The sequence below is a fragment of the Jidongwangia harbinensis genome (assembly GCF_020216025.1).
GTDB classification, from domain to species: domain Bacteria; phylum Actinomycetota; class Actinomycetes; order Mycobacteriales; family Micromonosporaceae; genus Actinoplanes; species Actinoplanes harbinensis.
Map to the genome: position 1 here is coordinate 1 of NZ_JAIWNC010000073.1, position 21,322 is coordinate 21,322.

The 21,322-nt window shown below is 71.6% G+C and carries 23 protein-coding genes; 3 read left to right on the top strand and 20 right to left on the bottom strand.

The window, feature by feature from the left end:
• Window positions 1-204: 204 nt before the first annotated feature.
• From LDL48_RS42335 to LDL48_RS42365, 7 genes are all read right to left on the bottom strand, one after another.
• Window positions 205-402, bottom strand: a complete 198-nt coding sequence (locus LDL48_RS42335) for a hypothetical protein (RefSeq protein ID WP_225260855.1) — start codon at window positions 400-402, stop codon at window positions 205-207.
• Between the two features lie 65 nt (window positions 403-467).
• Entirely contained in the window at window positions 468-1,367 is a 900-nt protein-coding gene (locus LDL48_RS42340) for a diacylglycerol kinase family protein (protein WP_225260856.1), read from the bottom strand.
• A 25-nt stretch (window positions 1,368-1,392) separates the two neighbouring features.
• On the bottom strand, window positions 1,393-2,355 hold the full coding sequence (tatC, locus tag LDL48_RS42345; RefSeq protein ID WP_225260857.1) for a twin-arginine translocase subunit TatC: 963 nt from the start codon (window positions 2,353-2,355) through the stop codon (window positions 1,393-1,395).
• Window positions 2,356-2,361: 6 nt separating this feature from the next.
• A complete protein-coding gene (tatA, locus tag LDL48_RS42350) occupies window positions 2,362-2,697 on the bottom strand; it encodes a Sec-independent protein translocase subunit TatA (protein ID WP_225260858.1) in 336 nt (111 codons plus the stop codon).
• Between the two features lie 133 nt (window positions 2,698-2,830).
• Window positions 2,831-3,112 carry a hypothetical protein gene (locus LDL48_RS42355; protein WP_372472339.1) on the bottom strand — a complete coding sequence of 94 codons (282 nt, stop codon included), beginning with the start codon at window positions 3,110-3,112 and terminating at the stop codon, window positions 2,831-2,833.
• Window positions 3,113-3,122: 10 nt separating this feature from the next.
• The gene (locus LDL48_RS42360; protein ID WP_225260859.1) at window positions 3,123-4,121 is read right to left on the bottom strand and encodes a helix-turn-helix transcriptional regulator; all 999 of its coding nucleotides are present in this window, start codon (window positions 4,119-4,121) and stop codon (window positions 3,123-3,125) included.
• Window positions 4,118-5,113 carry a helix-turn-helix transcriptional regulator gene (locus tag LDL48_RS42365; RefSeq protein ID WP_225260860.1) on the bottom strand — a complete coding sequence of 332 codons (996 nt, stop codon included), beginning with the start codon at window positions 5,111-5,113 and terminating at the stop codon, window positions 4,118-4,120. The genes LDL48_RS42360 and LDL48_RS42365 overlap by 4 nt, the downstream gene beginning before the upstream one ends.
• A 120-nt stretch (window positions 5,114-5,233) precedes the next feature.
• On the opposite strand from LDL48_RS42365, the gene LDL48_RS42370 reads away from it, so the two are divergent.
• Entirely contained in the window at window positions 5,234-6,322 is a 1,089-nt protein-coding gene (locus LDL48_RS42370; protein ID WP_225260861.1) for a DUF3866 family protein, read from the top strand.
• On the opposite strand, the gene LDL48_RS42375 is transcribed toward LDL48_RS42370, so the two are convergent.
• The gene (locus LDL48_RS42375) at window positions 6,319-6,501 is read right to left on the bottom strand and encodes a hypothetical protein (protein ID WP_225260862.1); all 183 of its coding nucleotides are present in this window, start codon (window positions 6,499-6,501) and stop codon (window positions 6,319-6,321) included. The genes LDL48_RS42370 and LDL48_RS42375 overlap by 4 nt on opposite strands.
• Window positions 6,502-6,514: 13 nt before the next feature.
• Complete coding sequence (gene pafA / locus LDL48_RS42380) at window positions 6,515-7,873, bottom strand: Pup--protein ligase (RefSeq protein ID WP_225260863.1); 1,359 nt, start codon at window positions 7,871-7,873, stop codon at window positions 6,515-6,517.
• Between the two features lie 107 nt (window positions 7,874-7,980).
• On the opposite strand from pafA, the gene rfbB reads away from it, so the two are divergent.
• On the top strand, window positions 7,981-8,955 hold the full coding sequence (gene rfbB, locus LDL48_RS42385) for a dTDP-glucose 4,6-dehydratase (RefSeq protein WP_225260864.1): 975 nt from the start codon (window positions 7,981-7,983) through the stop codon (window positions 8,953-8,955).
• 48 nt (window positions 8,956-9,003) lie between these two features.
• Here rfbB and prcA read toward each other — a convergent pair whose 3' ends face one another.
• The 9 genes from prcA to arc all read right to left on the bottom strand — a co-directional run bounded on the left by prcA (window position 9,004) and on the right by arc (window position 18,884).
• Window positions 9,004-9,873 (bottom strand): proteasome subunit alpha, encoded by an 870-nt coding sequence (gene prcA, locus LDL48_RS42390; RefSeq protein WP_225260865.1) that lies wholly within the window; start codon window positions 9,871-9,873, stop codon window positions 9,004-9,006.
• Window positions 9,874-9,931: 58 nt separating this feature from the next.
• Entirely contained in the window at window positions 9,932-10,771 is an 840-nt protein-coding gene (gene prcB, locus LDL48_RS42395; protein WP_225260866.1) for a proteasome subunit beta, read from the bottom strand.
• Window positions 10,690-11,010 (bottom strand): endonuclease VII domain-containing protein, encoded by a 321-nt coding sequence (locus LDL48_RS42400; protein ID WP_225260867.1) that lies wholly within the window; start codon window positions 11,008-11,010, stop codon window positions 10,690-10,692. The genes prcB and LDL48_RS42400 overlap by 82 nt, the downstream gene beginning before the upstream one ends.
• Before the next feature lie 21 nt (window positions 11,011-11,031).
• The gene (locus tag LDL48_RS42405; protein WP_225260868.1) at window positions 11,032-11,247 is read right to left on the bottom strand and encodes a ubiquitin-like protein Pup; all 216 of its coding nucleotides are present in this window, start codon (window positions 11,245-11,247) and stop codon (window positions 11,032-11,034) included.
• A 128-nt stretch (window positions 11,248-11,375) separates the two neighbouring features.
• Window positions 11,376-12,893 carry a depupylase/deamidase Dop gene (gene dop / locus LDL48_RS42410; RefSeq protein WP_372472340.1) on the bottom strand — a complete coding sequence of 506 codons (1,518 nt, stop codon included), beginning with the start codon at window positions 12,891-12,893 and terminating at the stop codon, window positions 11,376-11,378.
• 48 nt (window positions 12,894-12,941) lie between these two features.
• Complete coding sequence (locus LDL48_RS42415) at window positions 12,942-14,252, bottom strand: acyltransferase family protein (RefSeq protein WP_225260869.1); 1,311 nt, start codon at window positions 14,250-14,252, stop codon at window positions 12,942-12,944.
• Window positions 14,253-14,259: 7 nt separating this feature from the next.
• Complete coding sequence (locus LDL48_RS42420; protein ID WP_225260870.1) at window positions 14,260-15,621, bottom strand: acyltransferase family protein; 1,362 nt, start codon at window positions 15,619-15,621, stop codon at window positions 14,260-14,262.
• Window positions 15,618-16,976, bottom strand: a complete 1,359-nt coding sequence (locus LDL48_RS42425; protein ID WP_225260871.1) for an acyltransferase family protein — start codon at window positions 16,974-16,976, stop codon at window positions 15,618-15,620. Before LDL48_RS42425 ends, LDL48_RS42420 begins: the two co-directional genes overlap by 4 nt.
• A gap of 129 nt (window positions 16,977-17,105) precedes the next feature.
• Window positions 17,106-18,884: a proteasome ATPase gene (arc, locus tag LDL48_RS42430; protein ID WP_225260872.1), complete on the bottom strand. Its 1,779-nt coding sequence runs from the start codon at window positions 18,882-18,884 to the stop codon at window positions 17,106-17,108.
• Between the two features lie 175 nt (window positions 18,885-19,059).
• Here arc and LDL48_RS42435 point away from each other — a divergent pair, with 175 nt between their 5' ends.
• Window positions 19,060-19,353 carry a ferredoxin gene (locus LDL48_RS42435; RefSeq protein WP_225260873.1) on the top strand — a complete coding sequence of 98 codons (294 nt, stop codon included), beginning with the start codon at window positions 19,060-19,062 and terminating at the stop codon, window positions 19,351-19,353.
• 62 nt (window positions 19,354-19,415) lie between these two features.
• Here LDL48_RS42435 and LDL48_RS42440 read toward each other — a convergent pair whose 3' ends face one another.
• Both LDL48_RS42440 and LDL48_RS42445 read right to left on the bottom strand, forming a co-directional pair.
• The gene (locus LDL48_RS42440; protein WP_225260874.1) at window positions 19,416-20,006 is read right to left on the bottom strand and encodes a hypothetical protein; all 591 of its coding nucleotides are present in this window, start codon (window positions 20,004-20,006) and stop codon (window positions 19,416-19,418) included.
• 45 nt (window positions 20,007-20,051) lie between these two features.
• Entirely contained in the window at window positions 20,052-21,008 is a 957-nt protein-coding gene (locus LDL48_RS42445; RefSeq protein ID WP_225260875.1) for a tRNA (adenine-N1)-methyltransferase, read from the bottom strand.
• Between the last annotated feature and the right edge of the window lie 314 nt (window positions 21,009-21,322).

Sequence of the window (21,322 nt, forward strand, 5' to 3'; positions counted from 1 at the left end):
GGTCCCAGCGCCAGACTCAGAGACGGACTTCACTTCCAAGCACGCGTCGACGTCACGGGCACCCATCGAGGGTGGACACCCCCGACAAGCCCGATGGTGACGAGGCCGGCACGCCCGCACCAGCCCCCTCACCCGACCCAGCGACAACCGTGACCGGGCCGCCGGTTTCACGCCCAGCGTGATCAACCCGGGGGTTGTGAAGACTCAGAGGTACGTGTCGACCAGCGTGCCCAGCGTCGCCGAAGCGCTGCGGATCGGGCCCTCCTCGTCGGCCGGCCCGCCCCGCTCCGCAGCCGCCGCCGACTCCGCCCCGCTCGCCTCGGCGGCGCGGCCCTCCCCGGCCGGGCGCATCATGTCGTACGCGCTGGCGACCAGGCCGGCACTGATGGAGCCGATCGACATGCACCCTCCCCGAGTTTGTCCGACACCTCACCGATCGGCTCGCGCCCCGGAAACTGACCGCGGGGCTACCGCAGCAACCGAAGCGCACCCGGCACGCAGCCCACCTCGAGCGGCAGCGGCCCGATCCGCTCGCCGTCGGCGTACCCGATGATGTCCTCGGCGTGGATCCGCACCTGGCGGGCGCGGTACGCGGTGACCCGCGGGTCGGTCACGTGGGTGCCGCGCCGCACCCGGGTCTTGAGGCGCGCCAGCGCGCCGCGCCCGAGTGTCGCCGCGACCACGATGTCGAGCAGCCCGTCGGCGGGGTCGGCGCCGGGCACGATCCGCATGCCGCCGCCGTAACTTTCGCAGTTGCCGATGGCCACCAGCACGCCCTCGAAGCTGTGGTCCGTGCCGTCCAGGTCAAGCGTGTACGCGCGGGGCCGCAGCCGGGTCAGCTCCAGCGCGATGGCCAGGTCGTAGCGGCGCGGGCCGCGCGGCCACCGCATCCGGTTGGCGCGCTCGTTGACGATGGCGTCGAAGCCGGCCGCGAGCACCGCGCCGAACCAGCGGACCTCGCCTGCGGCGTCGGTCGTCCGGCCCAGGTCGACGGGGGTGTGCCGGCCGTCGCGCAGGGCGGCGGCGACGGCGTCGGCCGCGGCGAGACACCCGGGGGGTACGCCGGTGCAGGCGGCGAAGTCGTTTCCGGTGCCGGCCGGGATCACGCCGAACGGGACGTTCCGCCCGGCGACTGCCTGCAGGCCCAGGTGTACGGTGCCGTCGCCGCCGACGGTCACCAGCGCGGCGGCACCGTCCGCCACGGCCCGGTGGGCGGCCGACTCGGCCTGGTCGGGGGTGGCCGCGTCCAGCAGGCGCACCGGGCGCCCGGCGGCGGCCAGCCGGTCCAGCACCCCGGACAGCAGAGCGCGGTACCGGCCTCGCCCCGCCGTGGGGTTGGCCAGCACCGCGATGTCGTCGCTCGTCACAGCCGGAGGGTACCGGCCGGGCGGGTCACGTCATGTCGTCGTAGCGGTTGTCCAGTGGCAGCGGCCGGGTCACCGGCGTCGGGCTCTCGATCGTCGTGGCCACCTCGACGCGGTCGCCGGCGGTGACCGGTTCGGGCGTCTCCGCGAGCGGCGAGACGGCGTCGTCGTCGATGCCCTCGTACAGCTCCTTGCCGCGGCCCTTGTGCCGGTCGTAGAGGAACGCCACGCCGACCGCGACGAAGTACAGCGCGGACATGCAGGCGGCGAGCAGCGTCATGCCGAACGGGCCGGGGTCGGGGCTGGCGACCGCGGCGAACGCGAACGACAGGAAGATCACCACACGCCACCAGCTGAGCAGCCGCCGCCCGGTGGCGATGCCGGCGACGTTCAGCATGAGCAACAGCAGCGGGAACTCGAAGCCCACCCCGAACAGCACCAGCATGGTGGTGACGAAGTCGATGTACGCCTTGACTTCGAGCTGGGTGGGCTCGCCCAGCACGCCGGATTCCATGATGAACGCCAGGCCGTGCTCGACCACGAAGTACGCCAGCACGGCGCCCGCGGCGAACAGCGGCGCGGCGATGCCGACGAACAGGTACGCCCATTTGCGCTCGTGCCGGTGCAGACCGGGCGCGATGAACGCCCAGAGCTGGTACAGCCAGACCGGGGCGCCGACGATCAGCCCCAGGTACAGCGAGATCTTGAGCCGGACGACCAGCTGGTCGGTGGGACCGAGCGTGACGAACTCGCAGGCCCATCTGCCGTTGCGGTCGAGCTCCCAGGAGCTGGGCAGCGCGCAGTACGGCCCCTGCAGGATGTCGAACGCCGGCTTGGACAGGATGAAACCGACGATGAACCCGGCGACGACCGCCACCGAGGCCCAGAAGAGCCGGTTCCGCAGCTCCCGGACGTGCTCGATGAGCGTCATGGAGCCGTCGGCGGCCTGCTCGAACTTGCTGGGCCCCTTACGGCGCAGGGTGAGCGCCACGACGGGTCAGCGGTCGTTGGTGCGCTGCACCGGGTCGACGTACGGCTGCGCCGGCGGCTGCTGCGGCTGCTGCTGGTACTGCGGCGGCTGCTGCTGGTACGGCTGCTGGTAGCCGGGCTGGCCGGGCTGCTGGATCTCGCTCGGCTGCAGCGGCTCGCGGCTGTACTGCGGCTCGGCCTTCTCGGCGACGTTGTCGTCGTCCACCAGGCCCTTGGTCTCGGCCTTGATGATCCGCAGCGACCGGCCCAGCGAGCGCGCGGCGTCCGGCAGTCGCTTCGCGCCGAACAGCAGGATCAGCACGACGACGAGGACGATGATGTGCCATGGCTTGAGGGCGCCCATGGGTTAACTCCAGTCGGTTGGATCACTTCAGGTGGGTGGTGCCGGATCCATCGTACGTGTGGATTCTGAATGGGAAACCCGCGCGCCCCGGCCAAGTCTCGGACAACAGGGCGGTAACTCCGCAGCGGCGGCGTCAGCGGCCGAACGGCAGGGCGTGTTTCCCGCTCTGGTCACCGCGCCCGGCCTGGATCACGGCCAGCCGCTCCTGCATCGTCTCGGCCCGCCGTTCGAGCCCGGCCAGCGTCTCCTGCAGCTCGGCAGCGCCCTCCTGCAGCTGCGTCGCCTCGCCCTGCCGGCGTTCCAGGCGGAGCACCGCCCGCTGCAGCGCGGACAGCCGGCCGACCACCGGCACGGTCACCGCCACCAGCAGGACGAGCGCCAGCACCACCACCGCGATCACGATCCACATCACCACAGCGGTCAGCCTAGCGCCCGGGTGCGGGTACTGCCTGCGGCGGCGTGGCGTACTGGTTGAGCGCGGTGGTGGCCTGTACCCGGATCCGCTCCACCAGTTCCGCCGGCCCCACCACGGTCACGTCCGGGCCAAGGCCGACCAGCAGCCGCTGGGCCCAGCCCAGGTCGGTGACCCGCATGGTGACCACCCATTCGTCGCCGTCCCGGCGCACGCCCTCGACCGGGTAGTACTCGGTGATCCACCGGCTGCTCCGGCCCACCCGCAGGGTGACCAGCGGCAGGTCCGGGCCGGGGTGGAACACGCCGTCGCGGACGTCGTGCAGGACCGCCTGCGGCGGCGCGGCGGCCGGCTCGTCCAGCTCGGTGAACGCGTCGATCCGGTCGACCCGGAACAGCCGGGTGGCCTCGGCCCGCCGGCACCACGCCTCCAGGTAGTTGCGCCCGCCGACCAGGAGCACCCGGATCGGGTCGACCACCCGGTCGGTGGTCTCGTCCCGGGCCGCCGTGTAGTAGGTCAGCCGGAGCGCGTTGCCACGTTCGACCGCGGCGCGGATCGCGTCGAGCCGCTCGTTGTCGGCGGGCAGCCGCACGGCCACCGGCGCGTCGGCCAGGTCGCCGGCCGCGCTCTCGATCTTGGCGAGGGCCCGCTCGATCACGTCCCGGTTGCCGGTGCCCGGGGTCTCGGCGAGCATCCGCAGCGCCACCACCAGCGCCAGCGCCTCGTCCGGGGTGAGCCGCAGCGGCCGGTCGATGCCGGCGTCGTAGGTGATGGTGACGCGGTCGCCGTCGAACGCCATGTCGATCAGGTCGCCGGGTCCGTAGCCGGGCAGGCCGCACACCCAGAGCAGTTCCAGGTCCTCGCGCAGCTGGCGCTCGGTGACGCCGAGGTCGGCGGCCGCGCCGGCCACCGGGATGCCGGGCCGGGCCAGCAGGTACGGCACCAGGTTCAGCAGCCGGCCCAGCCGGTCGGCGGACGGCCGGGCCGGCGAGCTGCGCTGCTGCGGGGTCACGGCGCGGCCCCGGCGACGACCCGTTCGTGCCGGGCGACGACCTCCTTGAGCTGCTGGATGACCGCCTCGCGGAGTTCCGGCGGGCCGTCCACGCGCACGTCCGCGCCGTATCCGACCAGGGTCGAGGCGAGCCGTTCCGGGTCGGAGAACGGGATGGTGAGCACGTCACCGTCCGGGCCCGGCGCGGTGGCGACGGCCCACCGGCGCAGTCCGGCGGCGCGGCCCGGCCGGGCGGTGACGGTGGCCCGGCCGTGGTGCGCGATCGGGTCGGACCAGCGCGCGACGTGACTGATCAGGTCGACGCCGGCCGGCGGGCTGAACGCGCCGGTGCGGCCGACCGCGCGGACGTTACCGACGATCCGGGACAGCCGAAAGCACCGGGTGGCGCGCCGGTCGCGGTCGTGACCGACCACGTACCACCGCCCCTGCCAGCAGACCACACCCCACGGCTCGAGCCGGCGCACGCTGGGCTCGTCCACCTCGGGGACGCGATAGGAGAAGGTCACCGCGCGACGGTCCCGGGCCGCGCCGGTGAGCGGGCCGAACGCCGGGTCCACCGTGACCACCGGCTCCACGCCGAGGGTGGCCTGCGGGTCCACCTCGACGCCGGCGGCACGCAGCTTCGCCAGCCCGGACGAGGCGGCGGCGGCGAGACCGGCGTGCTGCCAGAGCCGGGCGGCGATGCCGACGGCGGCCGCCTCGTCCGGCTCCAGCAGGATGTCGGGCAGGGCGTACTCGCGGTGGGCGATCCGGTAGCCGGGTTCGTTGTCGAAGACGCTGGCGGTGCCGATCTCCAGGGGTACGCCCAGTTCGCGCAGTTCCGCCTTGTCCCGCTCGAACTTCCGCTGGAACGCTTCGTGGTCGCGCGGATCCTCTGGGTCATGCTCGTACCCCGGCACGGTGGCAGCGATCTGCGCGGCGGTCAGGAACCGTCGGGTGGACAGCAGGCAGATCACCAGATTCACCAGGCGCTCGGTGCGGGTCCGCGACACGAGAAGCAACGCTAGCAGCCCAGACGTCGGCGTGGCGGTACGCCGGACCCCGGTTCGGTTATTCCACCGGGCGAGGCGCCTCCCGGGTCCCGGCCGGGCGGAACGGTAGGGTCTGCCGCCATGGTGCGGTGGCGCTCGGGCACGGTGGTGGCGGTACGGCGACGGTGGCACGGCGCCGTCGAACTGGACGTCGAGGTCGGCGCGGACCCGGTGCGCGCGCTGGCGTACCCGGAGCTGGTGGGTCTGCCGCAGGCCGGCGACCGGGTGCTGCTCAACGTCGGCGCGCTGGTGATGGGCCTGGGCACCGGCGGCTACGCGCTGGTGGTCGCGCTGCCCGACCGGCTCCCGCCGGATCCGCCGGTGGACGGCACCACCCGCGACACCGGACATCTGGTCAAGGCCCGGTACACGCCGCTGCAGCCGATCCGGCTCGGCGTGGACGAGGAGGCCTCCCCGCACCGGTCGGTGATGGCCGCCGCGGAGTCGCTCGACGGCCTGCCGGTGGTCACCGCGGACCTGCACTCGGCGCTGCCCGCGGTACTCGCCGGCATCCACGCCGACCGTCCCGGCGCCCGGGTGGCGTACCTGATGACCGACGGCGGCGCGCTCCCGGCCTGGTTCTCCCGCACCCTGGACGGGCTGCGCGACCACCTGGCCGGCACGGTCACCACCGGGCAGGCGTTCGGCGGCGACCTGGAGGCGAGCACCGTGCACACCGGGCTGCTGGCGGCCCGGCACGTGCTGCACGCGGACGTCGCCGTGGTCGCGCAGGGACCGGGCAACCTGGGCACCGGCACGGCGTGGGGATTCTCCGGGGTGGCGCTGGGCGAGGCGGTGAACGCGATCGCGACGCTGGGCGGCCGGCCGGTGGGCTCGCTGCGGATCTCCGACGGCGACGGCCGGCCCCGGCACCGCGGGGTGTCGCACCACAGCCTCACCGCGTACGGCCGGGTGGCGTTGCGGCCCGCCGACCTGGTGCTGCCGGACCCGATGCCGGACGCGCTGGCGGCCGCGGTGGACGCGGCGGTGCGGCCGCTGGGCGAGCGGCACCGGCTGGTCCGGGTGCCGGTGGACGGCCTCGACGAGGCGCTGCGGGCGAGCCCGGTCGGACTGTCCACGATGGGCCGGGGCCTGGACGCCGACCACACGTATTTCCTGGCGGCGGCGGCCGCCGGCCGGCACGCCGCCACCCTGCTGGGCACCGCCTAGCGGGTGGCGATGAGGTACACCCAACCGGCCAGCAGCAGCGCCAGCACGCCCGCCAGCACCCAGGTCGGAACCCGGTGGCCGCCCTCCCGGTTGCGCCGGATCTCGGCACGGATGCGCTCGCGCCGCCGCTCGATCCGGCCCCGGTAGACGTCCGCCACGGTGCGCTCCGGCTGCTCCACGGCCCGGGCGCCGCTACATGCTCGCGATCAGGCGCTCGACCCGTTCGTCGTACGCCCGGAACGGGTCCTTGCAGAGCACCGTCCGCTGCGCCTGGTCGTTGAGCTTGAGGTGCACCCAGTCGACGGTGAAGTCGCGCCGCTTCTCCTGGGCGTGCCGGATGAACTCGCCCCGCAACCGCGCCCGGGTGGTCTGCGGCGGCGTCTCCTTGGCCTCGAAGATCTCCAGGTCGTTGGAGATCCGGTCGACCTGCTTGCGCTTCTCCATCAGCGCGTACAGGCCCCGGCCGCGGCGCACGTCGTGGTACGCCAGGTCGAGCTGGGCGATCCGCGGGTGCGACATCGGGATCTCGTGCTTGGCCTGGTACCGCTCGATCAGCTTGAGCTTGGACACCCAGTCGATCTCCCGGGAGACCGGGTCGAGGTTGCCGTTCTCGATCGCGGTGAGCACCCGGCCCCACAGCTCGACGACGCGCTTGGCGGTCGGGTCGCCGCCGCGGCGCTCGACGAACTCGGTGGCCTTGGCGAGGTACTCCTGCTGGATCTCCAGCGCGCTGACCTCCTTGTTGTTGGCCAGGCGGATCTTGCGGCGGCCGGTGACGTCATGGCTGACCTCGCGGATCGCCCGGATCGGGTTCTCCAGCGACAGGTCGCGCATCACCACGCCGGCCTCGATCATCCGCAGCACGATGTCCGCGCTGCCCACCTTCAGCAGCGTGGTGACCTCGTTCATGTTCGAGTCGCCGACGATGACGTGCAGCCGGCGGTACCGCTCCGCGTCGGCGTGCGGCTCGTCCCGGGTGTTGATGATCGGGCGGCTGCGGGTGGTGGCGCTGGAGACGCCCTCCCAGATGTGCTCGGCCCGCTGGGACAGGCAGAACACCGCGCCGCGCGGGGTCTGCAGCACCTTGCCGGCGCCGCAGATGAGCTGGCGGGTGACCAGGAACGGGATCAGCACGTCCGCCAGCCGGCCGAACTCGCCGTGGCGGCTGACCAGGTAGTTCTCGTGGCAGCCGTAGGAGTTGCCGGCCGAGTCGGTGTTGTTCTTGAACAGGTAGATCTCGCCGGCGATGCCTTCGTCGTGCAGCCGCTTCTCGGCGTCGACCAGCAGACCTTCGAGGATCCGCTCGCCGGCCCGGTCGTGGGCGACCAGGTCGGTGACGGAGTCGCATTCGGGGGTGGCGTACTCGGGGTGGGAACCGACGTCCAGGTAGAGGCGGGCACCGTTGCGGAGGAACACGTTGCTGGAGCGTCCCCAGGACACCACTCGGCGGAACAGGTAGCGGGCCACCTCGTCGGGAGACAGCCGCCGCTGACCCCGGTAGGTGCACGTGACGCCGTACTCGGTTTCTAGGCCGAAAATTCGCCGTTCCATGACGAAACACTAACCGCCGGAGGTGGGTGTGCGGCAGTCACCGGCGCGCCTTTCACCGTCGCAAAGCGCAGAGCTCGGGTTCTACCTGCGGATACACTGCCGACGGTATGAAATTACTGGTCACCGGCGGGGCCGGGTTCATCGGCTCGCATTTCGTCCGCGCCGTCCTCGCGGACGACCTGCCCGGTCTGGCGGGGGCGCGGGTCACCGTGCTGGACAAGCTCACGTACGCCGGCAACTTCGCCAATCTGGGCCCGGTCGCCGAGCACGAGCGGTTGGACTTCGTGCCCGGTGACGTCGCCGACGCGGCGCTGGTCGACTCGGTGCTGCGCGGCCACGACGCGGTGGCGCACTTCGCCGCGGAGTCACACGCCGACCGGTCCGTCGTCTCGGCCACCGAGTTCGTCGCTACCAACGTGCTGGGCACCCAGGTGCTGCTGGACGCGGCGCTGCGGCACGGCGTCGGGCGGTTCCTGCACGTCTCCACGGACGAGGTGTACGGGTCGATCCCGTCCGGGGGGTGGACCGAGGAGTCCCCGGTGGCGCCGAGTTCGCCGTACGCCGCCACCAAGGCCGGCGCCGACCTGCTCACCCTGGCGTACCACCGCACCCACGGGCTGCCGGTGGTGGTGAGCCGGTCGTCCAGCAACTACGGGCCGTACCAGCATCCGGAGAAGCTGATCCCGCGGGTCGTGACGAACCTGCTGTCCGGCCGCTCCCTGTCGCTGTACGGCGACGGCGAGCAGGTGCGGGACTGGGTGCACGTGGACGACAACTGCCGCGCGCTGGCGCTGGTGCTGCAGGACGGCATGCCCGGATCGGCCTACCACGTCGGCGGCGACACCGAACTGACCAACCGGGACCTGACGGAACGGCTGACGGAGCTGTGTGGCGCTGACCCGGACCGGGTGCGCCACGTGGCCGACCACACCGGCCACGACGGGCGGTACCGGCTCGACGACGCCAGGATCCGCCGGGAGCTCGGCTACCGTCCGCGGGTGGACTTCGCGGAGGGACTGGAACAGACCGTCCGGTGGTACGAGGACAACGCCGCCTGGTGGCGCCCGCTGGTCATCAGCTGACCGGACGGGGCGGCGCCGAAGCACCGCCCCGAGCCCGGGAACCGCCGGTCAGGAACCCTCGGCCGGGCCCTTCGAACGACCCGGCTTCTTCGCCGGGGTCTCGTCGGCGGCGGGCTTGCCCTCGAGGTCCACCGAGGCGGCCGACACGGTCGGCTTGTCCTCGCCGGGCGCGGGCGGCACGACGTCGCCGGCCTCCCCCACTTCCTTCTCCGGCACGTCCTTGCCGCCGCCGAGCAGCGTGGTGAGCGCCGCCCCGGAGATCCGCCGGAACGCGCGGCCCTTGCGGGAGCGGTCCAGCACGGCGACCTCGAGCTGCGACTCGCCGATCTCGCGCGGGGTGTTGTTCTCGCCGCCGACGCTGCTCAGCGCCTCGACCGCGAGCGCCAGCGCGGCGGCCACGTCGGCGGTGGCGTCATGCCGCGAGCGCAGCACGTTGGAGATCGCCTCGGCCTGGCCGCCCATCGCCATGAAGCCGGGCTCGTCCATCACCGAACCGTCGTAGGTGATCCGGTACAGCTCGTCCGATTCCGGCGTGGCGCCCACCTGGGCCACGCAGATCTCCACCTCGTACGGCTTCTGCGTCTCGGTGAAGATGGCGCCCAGCGTCTGGGTGTACGCGTTGGCCAGCGCCCGCCCGGTGACGTCCCGGCGGTCGTAGCTGTAGCCGTTCAGGTCGGCCATCCGCACACCGGCCCGGCGCAGGCTCTCGAACTCGTTGTACCGGCCGACGGCCGCGAACCCGATCTTGTCGTACAGCTCACTGATCTTGCGGAGCGAGGTGAGGTTCTCGGCGACCAGCAGGATGCCGCCCTCGTAGGTGAGCACCACGGCGGAGCGGCCGCGGGCGATGCCCTTGCGGGCGTACTCCGAGCGGTCGCGCTGGACCTGCTCGGGCGATGCGTAGAACTGCATGGCCACGGGTGGCTACTCCTTCGATGACCGGATGGCGGGGGTGTCGTGGGTGTCGGCGGAAACGTCAGCCGCCCGGGTTCTCCATCCGTCCGGCGACCACGTCCTCGGCCACCGCGGTGATCTCGGCATCGGTGAGCCGGTGGGTGCTGTCCGCCGTCGCGGTCATCACCACCGGATAGATCTTGCGGCTCAGGTCCGGCCCGCCGGTCGCGGTGTCGTCGTCGGCCGCGTCGTAGAGCGCCTCCACCGCCAGCCGGATCGCGTCCTGCGTGCTCACGCCGGCGCGGTACTTCTTCTTCAGCGCCGACTTCGCGAACAGCGAGCCGGAGCCGATCGCGTCGAAGCCGGTCTCCTCGTAGAGCCCGCCGGCGACGTCGAAGCTGAAGATCCGGCCGGCCTTGGACGGATCCGACGGCGCCAGGTCGAAGCCCGCGAACAGCGGCACCACGGCCAGGCCCTGCATGGCCGCGCCGAGGTTGCCCCGGACCATCGCGGCCAGCCGGTTGGCCTTACCGTCGAGCGAGAGCATGGCGCCCTCGATCTTCTCGTAGTGCTCCAGCTCCACCTGGAACAGCCGCATCAGCTCGATGCCGATGCCGGCCGTGCCGGCGATGCCGATCAACGAGTACGCGTCGGCCGGGTGCACCTTCTCGATGTCCCGGCTGGCGATCAGATTGCCCATGGTGGCCCGCCGGTCGCCGGCCATGACAACACCCTCCGCGGTGGCGATGGCGACGATGGTGGTGCCGTGCGGTGCGATGTCGGCGGACATCCCCGGCGGAAGCGGCCGGCGACCCGGCAACAGATCGGGGGCAGCCTGGTTCAGGAACTGCGTGAAGGAGGACGTCCCCGCATTGGTGAACACATCTGGAAGACGCCCGGATGGATCAAAACCCGCTGCCACGTGGTTCCCTTCAAGTACGTGATGGCTTCGGCGAGGAGTTCCGGGCTGTCCCGGAACTGCCCGAGACCGCCGCTGCAGTTGAAGCACAATATCCCGCGCACCCAACCGGTGCGACGATCGTGATCAAGGTGTTGGGGGTCGGGCCCGCCGCAGATGGCACAGCGGCCCTCCTGGGCCGCCATCATCTCGTCGAACTCGACCAGGTTCTTGTCGTCGCGGTCGTCCAGCCCCCGTGGCATGTCCGGTCGCCCCCTCAGTGCTTACTGGCCGCCCTTTTGCACGTAACCGCGGACGAACTCCTCGGCATTCTCCTCCAGCACCGAGTCGATCTCGTCGAGCAGGTCGTCGACGTCCTCGGTGATCTCCGCGTGTCGCTCCGCCACCTCCGGGTTGGCCTCGGTGGTGACCTCGTCGACCTCCTCGTCCCGCCGACCCTTGCCGGACTGCGACTGACCGCCGGTGTCTCGGGTTGCCATCGGTGTCCCCCTTCATCACCCCGGTGCCGTCAGCACCGGGAAACCCATCACCATCGGGTTGGGAAAAACCTACCTCGCGGCTACGACAAAACGTTCCGCCAGGACGGGTGTTTCCGGTCCCGAGGATCTCACCGGCTCGTGATCACCTCGAGCAGGTCCTTGGCGCTCTCGCACTTGTCGAAGAGCGCACCCACGTGCTTCTTGGTCCCGCGCTCGGGCTCCATCATGGGCACCCGCACGAGCGACTCCCGGCCCACGTCGAAGATCACCGAGTCCCAGCTGGCCGCGACGACCTCGGAGGCGTACTGCGCCAGGCAGCGGCCGCGGAAGTAGGCCCGGGTGTCCTCCGGCGGCTCCACCATGGCCCGCTGGACCTGCTCGTCGTCCAGCAGCGTGCGCATCGAGCCGCGGGCCACCAGCCGGTGGTACAGGCCCTTCTCCGGCCGCACGTCGGCGTACTGCAGGTCCACCAGCTGCAGTTTCGGCGACGACCAGGGCAGGTCCTCGCGCTCCCGGTAGCCCTCCAGCAGCCGCAGCTTGGCCACCCAGTCCAGGCTGTCCGAGCAGAGCATCGGGTCGCGGCCGAGCTTGTCCAGCACCGACTCCCAGCGGTCCAGCACGTCGACGGTCTGGTCGTCGGCGTCCGTGCCGTACCGCTCGTCGACGAACGCGCGGGCCCGTTCGAGGTAGGCCCACTGCAGGTCCAGCGCGGTCAGGCGGCGGCCGTCGCGCATCCGCATCAGGTGCTTGAGCGACGGGTCGTGGCTGACCGCCTTCAGCTCCGACACCGGGTCCGCGATGCCCAGCTCGCCGGTGAACACCTTCTCCTCGATCATGTTGAGGATCAGTGCGGTGGTGCCCACCTTCAGATAGGTGGCGATCTCGGACAGGTTCGCGTCGCCGATGATGACGTGCAGGCGGCGGTACTTGTCGGCGTCCGAGTGCGGCTCGTCCCGGGTGTTGATGATGGGTCGCTTGAGCGTGGTCTCCAGGCCGACCTCGACCTCGAAGAAGTCGGCCCGCGACGAGATCTGGAAGCCGCTGCCCGAACCGTCCTGGCCGATGCCGACCCGGCCGGCGCCGCAGAAGATCTGCCGGGTCACGAAGAACGGCGTGAGGTGCGCGACGATGTCCGCGAACGGGGTCTGCCGGCGCATCAGGTAGTTCTCGTGGGAACCGTACGACGCGCCCTTGTTGTCGGTGTTGTTCTTGTAGAGCTGGATCCGGTGCGATCCGGGGATGGTGGCCGCCCGCCGGGACGCCTCGGCCATCACCCGCTCACCGGCCTTGTCCCAGCGCACGATGTCCAGCGGATTGGTGCACTCCGGGGTGCTGTACTCCGGGTGGGCGTGGTCGACGTAGAGGCGGGCGCCGTTGGTCAGTATCACGTTGGCCAGGCCCAGGTCCTCGTCGGCGAGCGCGTCCGCCGGGTCGTACGCGGCACCCGAGTAGGTGAATCCGCGGGCGTCGCGCAGCGGCGACTCCTCCTCGTAGTCCCAGCGGGCCCGGCCGCCCCGGTTCAGCTCGGGCCGGGCTCCGTACGCGTTCACCACCTGCGACGAGGTGACCATCGGGTTGGCGCCGGGCTGGCCGGGCACCGAAATGCCGTACTCGACCTCGGTACCCATGATTCGTCGAACGCTCATGTTCTGACTCCACCCGCCAGTTCGATGCCCGTGTCTCTTCCATCGAGCCTAGACGCTTCCCGGTCGGTTCTGGCGCCCGCCAGTGCGCGTGGCGGCACGCTGGGTGGCGATCCGTGGCCGGTCGCCCGGCTCGAACCGGCGTTGCACGCGACGGCCCAGCGCCTGCGCGGGCCGCTCCACGACCCGGTACGACAGCCCGGCGACGCCCAGCGCCACCACCAGGACGGCGGCGGCCACCGCGATCCGCACCGCGGCCGGCCGGTCCGCCAGGCCGGGCACCGCCCGGTGCGCCACCTGGAGGACGACCACGTGCAGCAGGTACAGCGAGTAACTGACCGTGCCGAGCCGGACCAGCACGCCCGGCACCGCCCGCCTACGCAGCGCGAACGCCAGCCCGAACGTCGCCACCACGGCCACGGTGGTGAGCAGCCAGACCCGGTGCGCCGCCGGGCTCGCCAGATGCGCCCGGTGCGCGCCCACCACGCACCCGGCCACCACGGCCAGCGCCAGCACCGCCGGCACCCGGCCGAGCTGCCGGTGCTGGGCCCGGTACACCACGGTGCCGGCGAACATCACCGCCAGCAGCAGCAGGCCCTGCCAGGACGCGATCACCGTGCTCCGCGGGCCGGCGTGGCCGTTGACCGCGGGCAGCAGCAGGAAGCCGATCCCGCACGCGCCGGCGGCGAGTGCGGCGGTGCGCCGGCCGGTGAGGTACGCCGCCACCCCGGCCACCAGCACCACCAGCAGCACCGCCGCGGCCAGCCGGCGCCCGGCCGGCCCGGACGACAGCAGCCCGTCCGGCAGCAGCGGGCCGGCCAGCAGCGCGGTGACCGCCAGCCCGGCCGCCCACCAGCCGCTGTGCCGGTGCCCGCGCCAGGCGTACAGGCCCGCCACCACCAGGTAGAACGTCATCTCGTAGGAGAGCGTCCAGAACACCCGGACCACGCCGCGGACGCCGAGCAGGTCGGACAGCATGGTGGCGTGCGCCAGGGCACCGGTGACCGGCTCCAGCCGCACCGTCGTCAGGCCCGCGGCGGCCAGCACCGCGACCACCGCCAGGGTGACCAGGTAGGCCGGGTAGATCCGGCACAGCCGGCCCACCCAGAACCGGCGCAACGAGCCGTGCCGCTCCAGCGACATCGGGATGACATAGCCGCTGACCAGGAAGAACAGCAGCACGCCGTACTTGCCCAGGTCGACCGTCCGGAACACCGCCAGGTGCCGCTCCGGCCCGAGCACCGTGGGGCTGAGGTGGAACAGCACCACCACCAGGGCCGCGTAGCCGCGCAGCGCGTCCAGCCAGCCGAGCCGCCCCGGCCCGTCGGCGGCGCGGGGCGGGGCGGGCAGCGTCGCGGTCACGTCCCGCTCACCGTTCGCGCGGCAGCGGCACCTCGGTGGCGCGGACCTCCGGCGCCACGGCGGGGCGTACGTCGCTCCCGAAACATGCGTCCAGCGCGCGCCCGACCCGGTTGCCGAGCCGCTGCCCGGGCCGTTCCACCAGCGTGTAGGACAGATGCGAGGCGAGCAGGACGAGCGCCAGGTAGCCGGCCGCCAGGACGGTGGTGTGCACGACCGCGCCGTCGGACAGCCGGGGGATCTTGGCGGCGAGCGGGAACAGCGCGACGAAGTGCAGCAGGTACAGCGAATAGCTGATCCGGCCGAGCCAGGTCGCCCAGCCCGGCAGGGTGCGGTGGCGCAGCGCGTACCCGATGGCGAACGTGGCCGCGACGCCGACCAGCGTGCCGGTCGCGCGCACGTCGTTGCGGTCCAGGCCGGCATGCCACAGGTTGGCCAGCAGGGAGGCGACGAAGACGACCGAGAGCGTGGCCGCCGCCACGCGCGGACGCACCCGGCCACGGTGCGCGGCGTGCAGCACCGTGCCGCTGAACATCACCGCCAGGTAGGCGAGCGCCTGCCACGAGCCGAGCGCGTGCGGAATGGCACCGGCGCCGCCGTTGAGCACCGGCAGCACCAGGCAGCCGAGACCGGCGACCGCGGCGACCAGGGCGGGACGGCGACGGCCGGAGAGGTACGCCGCGATGGAGAGCCCGAACACCACGAACGTGGCCGCCGCCGCGACCAGTCGGCCGGTGGCGGTACCGGTCAGCAGTTCGGCGGGCAGCGTCCGCACGCCGAGCAGGGCGGCGACGGCGAGGCCGGCCGCGACGGCGGCCTCCCGGCCGTGCCGGCCCAGCACGAACAGCGCGGACACCAGCAGGTAGAACAACATCTCGAAGCTGAGCGTCCAGAACACCGACAGCAGGCCGGGCAGGCCGATCAGCTCCTGGCTCATCACCAGGTGGCCGAGCACGGCGGCGGCCGGGTTCTCCGCGATCGGCGGCAGCAGCGGAGCGACGTCGACCTGGATCAGGACGGCCATGACGGCGACGGCGAGCAGCCACGCCGGGTAGAGCCGGAACAGCCGGCCCACCCAGAACCGGCGCAGCGAACCGTGCCGCTCCAGCGACATCGGGATCACGTACCCGCTGACCAGGAAGAACAGCAGCACGCCGAAGCGACCGACGTCGACCCAGCGGGACACCTCCGGCAGGCCGAGGTCCAGGAAGACACCGAGATGCGCGTACGTGACGACCAGCGCGCCGATCCCGCGCAGCACGTCCAGCCAGGACATCCGGGCGCCGTGCGGCAGACCCCGCTCCCCGGCGGTCACGGCCGGGGCGGGCGCCGTGGCGGGTGCGCCGGACGACGCCGTCGTGGTCTGGGTCATCGCGGTTCCCGCTGCTCGATGCGTACCCCGGCGGTCGGCGCACCCGGGTCGTCACGGCCGAGGCGCGCGTCCAGGGCCCGGCCCACCCGCCTGCCGAGCCGCTGTCCGGGCAGTTCCACGTAGGTGTACGCCAGGTGCGCGGCGCCCAGCACCACGGCGAACCACCCGGCGGCCAGGAAGGCGTGCTCCACGGTGCCGCCGCGGGACAGCCCGGGCGTCTTGGCGACCAGCACGATCAGCACCACGAAGTGCAGCAGGTAGACCGAGTAGCTGATCTGGCCGAGCCAGGTGGCCCACCGTGGCACGGGCAGGTTCCGCAGCGCGTACCCGGCGGCGAACGTGCCCGCGACCGCGACCAGCGTGCCGACCCAGCGGAGGTCGCCCCGGGTCAGGCCGCTGTGCCACAACCCGGCCAGGAGGCTGGCCAGGAAGACCGTGCCGAGCGTGGCCGCGGCCGTGCGCGGCCGCAACCGGCCGCGGTGGGCGGCGTGCAGGACCGTGCCGCTGAACATGACGGCCAGATAGACCAGCGACTGCCAGGAGCCGACCGCGTGCGGGCGGGCGCCGGCGGCGCCGTTGAGCGCGGGCAGGGCGAGACAGCCGAGGCCGACCAGGGCGGCGGCCAGGGCCGGGCCGCGACGACCGCTCAGGTACGCGCACACCGACCCGGCCAGCACCGCGACCGTGAGCACCGCGACCACCAGCCGGCCGGTGTCGGTGGCGGTGAACAGTTCGGCCGGCAGCGTGCGCACCCCGAGCAGCCCGGCGACCGCGAGACCGGCCGCCACGGCGGCGCTGCGCCCGTGCAGGCCGAGCACGAACAGGGCCGACACCAGCAGGTAGAACACCATCTCGTAGGTGAGCGTCCAGAACACCGGCACCAGCCCGGGCAGGCCGAGCAGGTCCTGGCTCATCGCGGCGTGGCCCAGCACGCCCGGGACCGGATCCGCCGCCAGCGGCTTGACCAGGGAGGCGAGGCCGAGGTGGATCAGGACCGCCATGGCCGCGACGGTGAGCAGCCAGGCCGGGTAGATCCGGAACAACCGGCCCACCCAGAACCGGCGCAGCGAACCGTGCCGCTCCAGCGACATCGGGATGACATAGCCGCTGACCAGGAAGAACAGCAGCACGCCGTACCGGCCGAGGTCGATGTAGCCGGCCACCAGGCCGGTGCCGATCTGCAGGTGCACGCCCAGGTGGGCGTACGCGACGACCAGGGCGCCCAGGCCACGCAGCGCGTCGAGCCAGGCCAGCCGAGGGCCGGCCGGCCCCGCGGTGGTGACCCCGGCCGGGCCCGGGACGGTGCCGGGAGCGGCGCGCCGGGCGCCCGGAACCGCCGTGGGTGTCTGCGTCATCGCCGTCCCGTCTGGTCACGGTGGCCGAATATCAGCCAACATGGCGCATAACGGGCTTAGCGATCGATCGGTTACGACAAGCAGCGGGGCGGCCCGCCGTGCGTGCCGCCCCGCTGCTGGTGCGCTGCGTTACAGGTACTGACCGGTGTTGCTGGCCGTCTCGATGGAGCGGCCGGCCTCGGCGCCCTTGCCGCCGGAGACGAGCGTGCGGATGTAGACGATCCGCTCGCCCTTCTTGCCGGAGATGCGGGCCCAGTCGTCCGGGTTGGTGGTGTTCGGCAGGTCCTCGTTCTCGCGGAACTCGTCGACACAGCTGTCGAGCAGGTGCTGCAGGCGCAGCCCCTTCTTGCCGGAGGTGAGGAACTCCTTGATCGCCATCTTCTTGCCACGGTCGACGATGTTCTGGATCATCGCGCCGGAGTTGAAGTCCTTGAAGTACAGGACCTCCTTGTCACCGTTGGCGTAGGTGACCTCCAGGAAGCGGTTCTCCTCGCTCTCGGTGTACATCCGGAGCACGACGGCCTCGATCATCGCGGCCACCGTGACATCCCGGTCGTTGCCGTGCTCGGTGAGGTCGTCCTCGCTGAGCGGCAGGTCCGAGAGGATGTACTTGGCGAAGATGTCCTTCGCCGCCTCCGCGTCCGGACGCTCGATCTTGATCTTCACGTCGAGCCGGCCGGGGCGCAGGATCGCCGGGTCGATCATGTCTTCCCGGTTGGAGGCGCCGATGACGATGACGTTCTCCAGGCCCTCGACCCCGTCGATCTCGCTGAGCAGCTGCGGGACGATGGTGTTCTCCACGTCGGAGGAGACACCGGAGCCACGGGTACGGAAGATCGAGTCCATCTCGTCGAAGAACACGATCACCGGCGTGCCCTCGCCGGCCTTCTCCCGGGCTCGCTGGAAGACCAGGCGGATGTGCCGCTCGGTCTCACCCACGTACTTGTTGAGCAGCTCGGGACCCTTGATGTTGAGGAAGTAGCTGGTGTGCTTCTCCTCGCCACGCCGCTCGGCGATCTTCTTGGCCAGCGAGTTCGCCACCGCCTTGGCGATGAGCGTCTTGCCGCAGCCGGGCGGGCCGTAGAGCAGAATGCCCTTCGGGGGTCGCAGCTGGTGCTCCCGGAACAGTTCGGCGTGCAGGAACGGCAGCTCCACCGCGTCGCGGATCTGCTCGATCTGCGAGTGCAGACCGCCGATGTCGGTGTAGTCGACGTCCGGCACCTCTTCGAGGACCAGCTCCTCGACCTCGCTCTTCGGGATCCGCTCGTACGCGTACGCCGAGCGGGGCTCGATCATCAGCGAGTCGCCCGCCCGCAGCGCCGACACCTGCAGCGAGTCGGCCAGGTGGACGATCCGCTCCTCGTCGGCGTGCGAGATCACCAGCGCCCGGTCGCCCGGACCGCCGGCCGGGTTCTCGAGGATCTCCTTGAGCAGGACCACCTCGCCGACCCGCTCGTAGCCGAACGCGTCGACCACGTTGAGAGCGTCGTTGAGCAGGACCTCCTGGCCCCGCTTGAGCTCGTCCACCTCCAGGGACGGGGAGATCGCCACCCGCAGCTTGCGGCCGCCGGTGAAGACGTCGACCGTGCCGTCGGGATGCGCCGCCAGAAAGACGCCGTAGCCGCTCGGCGGCTGGGCGAGCCGGTCAATCTCCTCTTTGAGAGTGACGATCTGAGCCCGGGCTTCCTTGAGGGTCGCCACGAGCCGGTCGTTGTTCTCGGTCAGCCGGGCCAGCTGCGCCTGCGTTGACGCGAGCCGCTCCTCGAGCTGACGGACGTGTCGGGGGCTCTCGGTCAACTTTCGCCGTACCAGAGCGAGTTCCTCCTGCAGGAACGCAACCTGGCTGGAGAGATCGTTGGCCTCTTTCTCCCAACGTGCGGCGCTTGACGCCTCGTCGCTACGTGCCACGTCCCACCTCCCCGGGGGCTCGAACGTACTGGAGATAACACTAACCGGTGCGGAGCGGATTTCGACCTACGCAACACCCTCGTCACTGACTCTTGATCCGTTACGGCGGACGCCGCCACCGGGTCGGCCCACCCGTCGGGTACCGTCGAGGTGGCCACAAGCTGGGGAGGTACGGGTGTCCACCGAGACGACGACGGACGACCTTCAGGTCTGGGTGGATCAGGACCTGTGCACCGGCGACGGGCTCTGCGTGCAGTACGCACCCGAGGTTTTCGAGTTCGACATCGACGGGCTTGCCTACGTCAAGGACAGCAGCGGTGAGCTGCTGCAATCCCCCGGAGTGCGTACCGGCGTGCCGGAGCGGCTGCGGCTCGAAGTGATCGACGCGGCGAAGGAGTGCCCGGGCGACTGCATCCACGTGGTGCGCTCCCGCGACGACGTCGAGGTGGCCGGGCCGGACGCCGACTGACCGGCGCCGCACCCCATACCAAGAACAGGTGACGACACCGTCACGCCCCGTTGGGGGATATGTCACAGGGTGGGACGACCCACCAGCGATGCCACTACGCGCGAAAATTCCTCCAGCCGGGCAATCTGCCCCGGCCCGCCGTCGTCCAGCGTCTTGCCGAACCGCAGCGCGTCGTGCCGCAGCGCCGCCCGGGTCTCGTCGTCGCCCATCCCCGGCGGCGGCACCGCGTCGTCCACGGAGCTGAGCAGCAGGTACACGTCGATGCTGTCGACCCGGGCCTGACCGGTGGAGGTGCGGGTGAGCCGGCGCCGGCACCCGACCTCGGTGACCGTCGACAGCGGCACCACCCGCAACGACGACGTCATCGAACCGACCGGCCCGTCGCCGGGCGCCACGTCCTCGCCGTGCCACAGCACCAGCCGGGTGCCGTCACAGATGACGACCTCCTGCCACACGCCGTTCACCTCGTTGACGAAGCGCTCCAGCGTGAAACACAGCACCTCGGCACCCCGCAGCACGCCGAACAGCGCGTCCAGGGCCACCTCGGGGTCGCGCAGGTAGGCCCGCGCGGCCGAGTCGAGATCCTGGTAGGGCGACCAGTCCGGGAACACCGCCGGCATCTCGTTGCTGCCGCCGAACGGCGGAGAACTCATCGTGCCCACCCGATCCCTCCGCTCCGCTCAAGCCCCGGACGGAAACTACCCGACGCCGATGGCGTGGTCACCCCCGGTGTCGTTGCGCTCCGCCGCCAGCGCCGCCTGAGCGGCCCTACGCAGGGCGTACGCCTCCGCGCCCTTGCTCGGCTTGCGGCGGCGCGGCGGCGCAATCACCCCGGGGGCTAGTTTCCGCGCCGACACCAGGAACGCGGTGTGCGCGACCATCCGGTGGTCCGGGCGCACCGCCAGGCCCTCCGCGTGCCAGTCCCGCACCAGCGACTCCCAGGCCCGCGGCTCGGTCCACCCGCCGCGCTCGCGCAACGCCTCCACCAGCTCGGACAGCTGCGGCGTGGTGGCCACGTACCCGATGAACACCCCGCCCGGGATCAACGCCCGCTCGACCATGTCGAGCGCCTCCCACGGGGTCAGCATGTCCAGGATGATCCGGTCGAACCCGGTCTCGGTCGCGCCCGCCACGTCGCCGTGGTGCAGGTGCCAGGCCGGGTGCGGTCCGCCGAAGAACGACTCCACGTTCTTGCGGGCGATCGCCGCGAAGTCCTCGCGCAGCTCGTACGAATGCAGCTCGCCACCGCCACCCACCGCCCGCAGCAGCGAACAGGTGAGCGCGCCCGACCCCACGCCCGCCTCCAGCACCTTCGCACCGGGGAAGACGTCGCCCATCGCGACGATCTGCGCCGCGTCCTTGGGGTAGATCACCTGGGCGCCGCGCGGCATGGACAGCACGTAGTCGGAGAGCAGGGGCCGCAGCGCGAGGTACGCGGTGCTGCCGCTGGAGGTCACCACGCTGCCGTCGGGCAGGCCGATCAGCGCGTCGTGCTCCAGCGCCCCCCGGTGGGTGTGGAACGACTTGCCGGCCTCCAGGACGATCGTGTGCATCCGCCCCTTGGGGTCGGTGAGCTGCACCCGGTCACCCTCCCGGAACGGCCCGCGGTGGGCGGGCACCGGCTCGTCGACGACGGTGGTGGGCTGAACGGTCACTGATCCTTCTCTCGCTGCGGGGGTCTGTTTTAGAAGGGGGTCGAGGTGTGGCGAGGGTCCAGGTGTCGTCTGGGTGTGCGCTGGAATTGTCCTAATACCGGTGTTGTATTTGGAGGATTCCGGCGTGCGGCCAGACGGCGGCTGGGCGCACGCCACGCCCCGGCATCCCTTCTAAAACAGACCCTAGCTTGAGTTTTAACGTGTGGCGGGGTTGCATCGACCCTGGTTGATCATGAGGACAGCCCTTGATTGATCATCTTCTTGTCTAGGGAAGAAGATCCACACCAAGGGCTGTCTGGTGATTAGTGTGCATG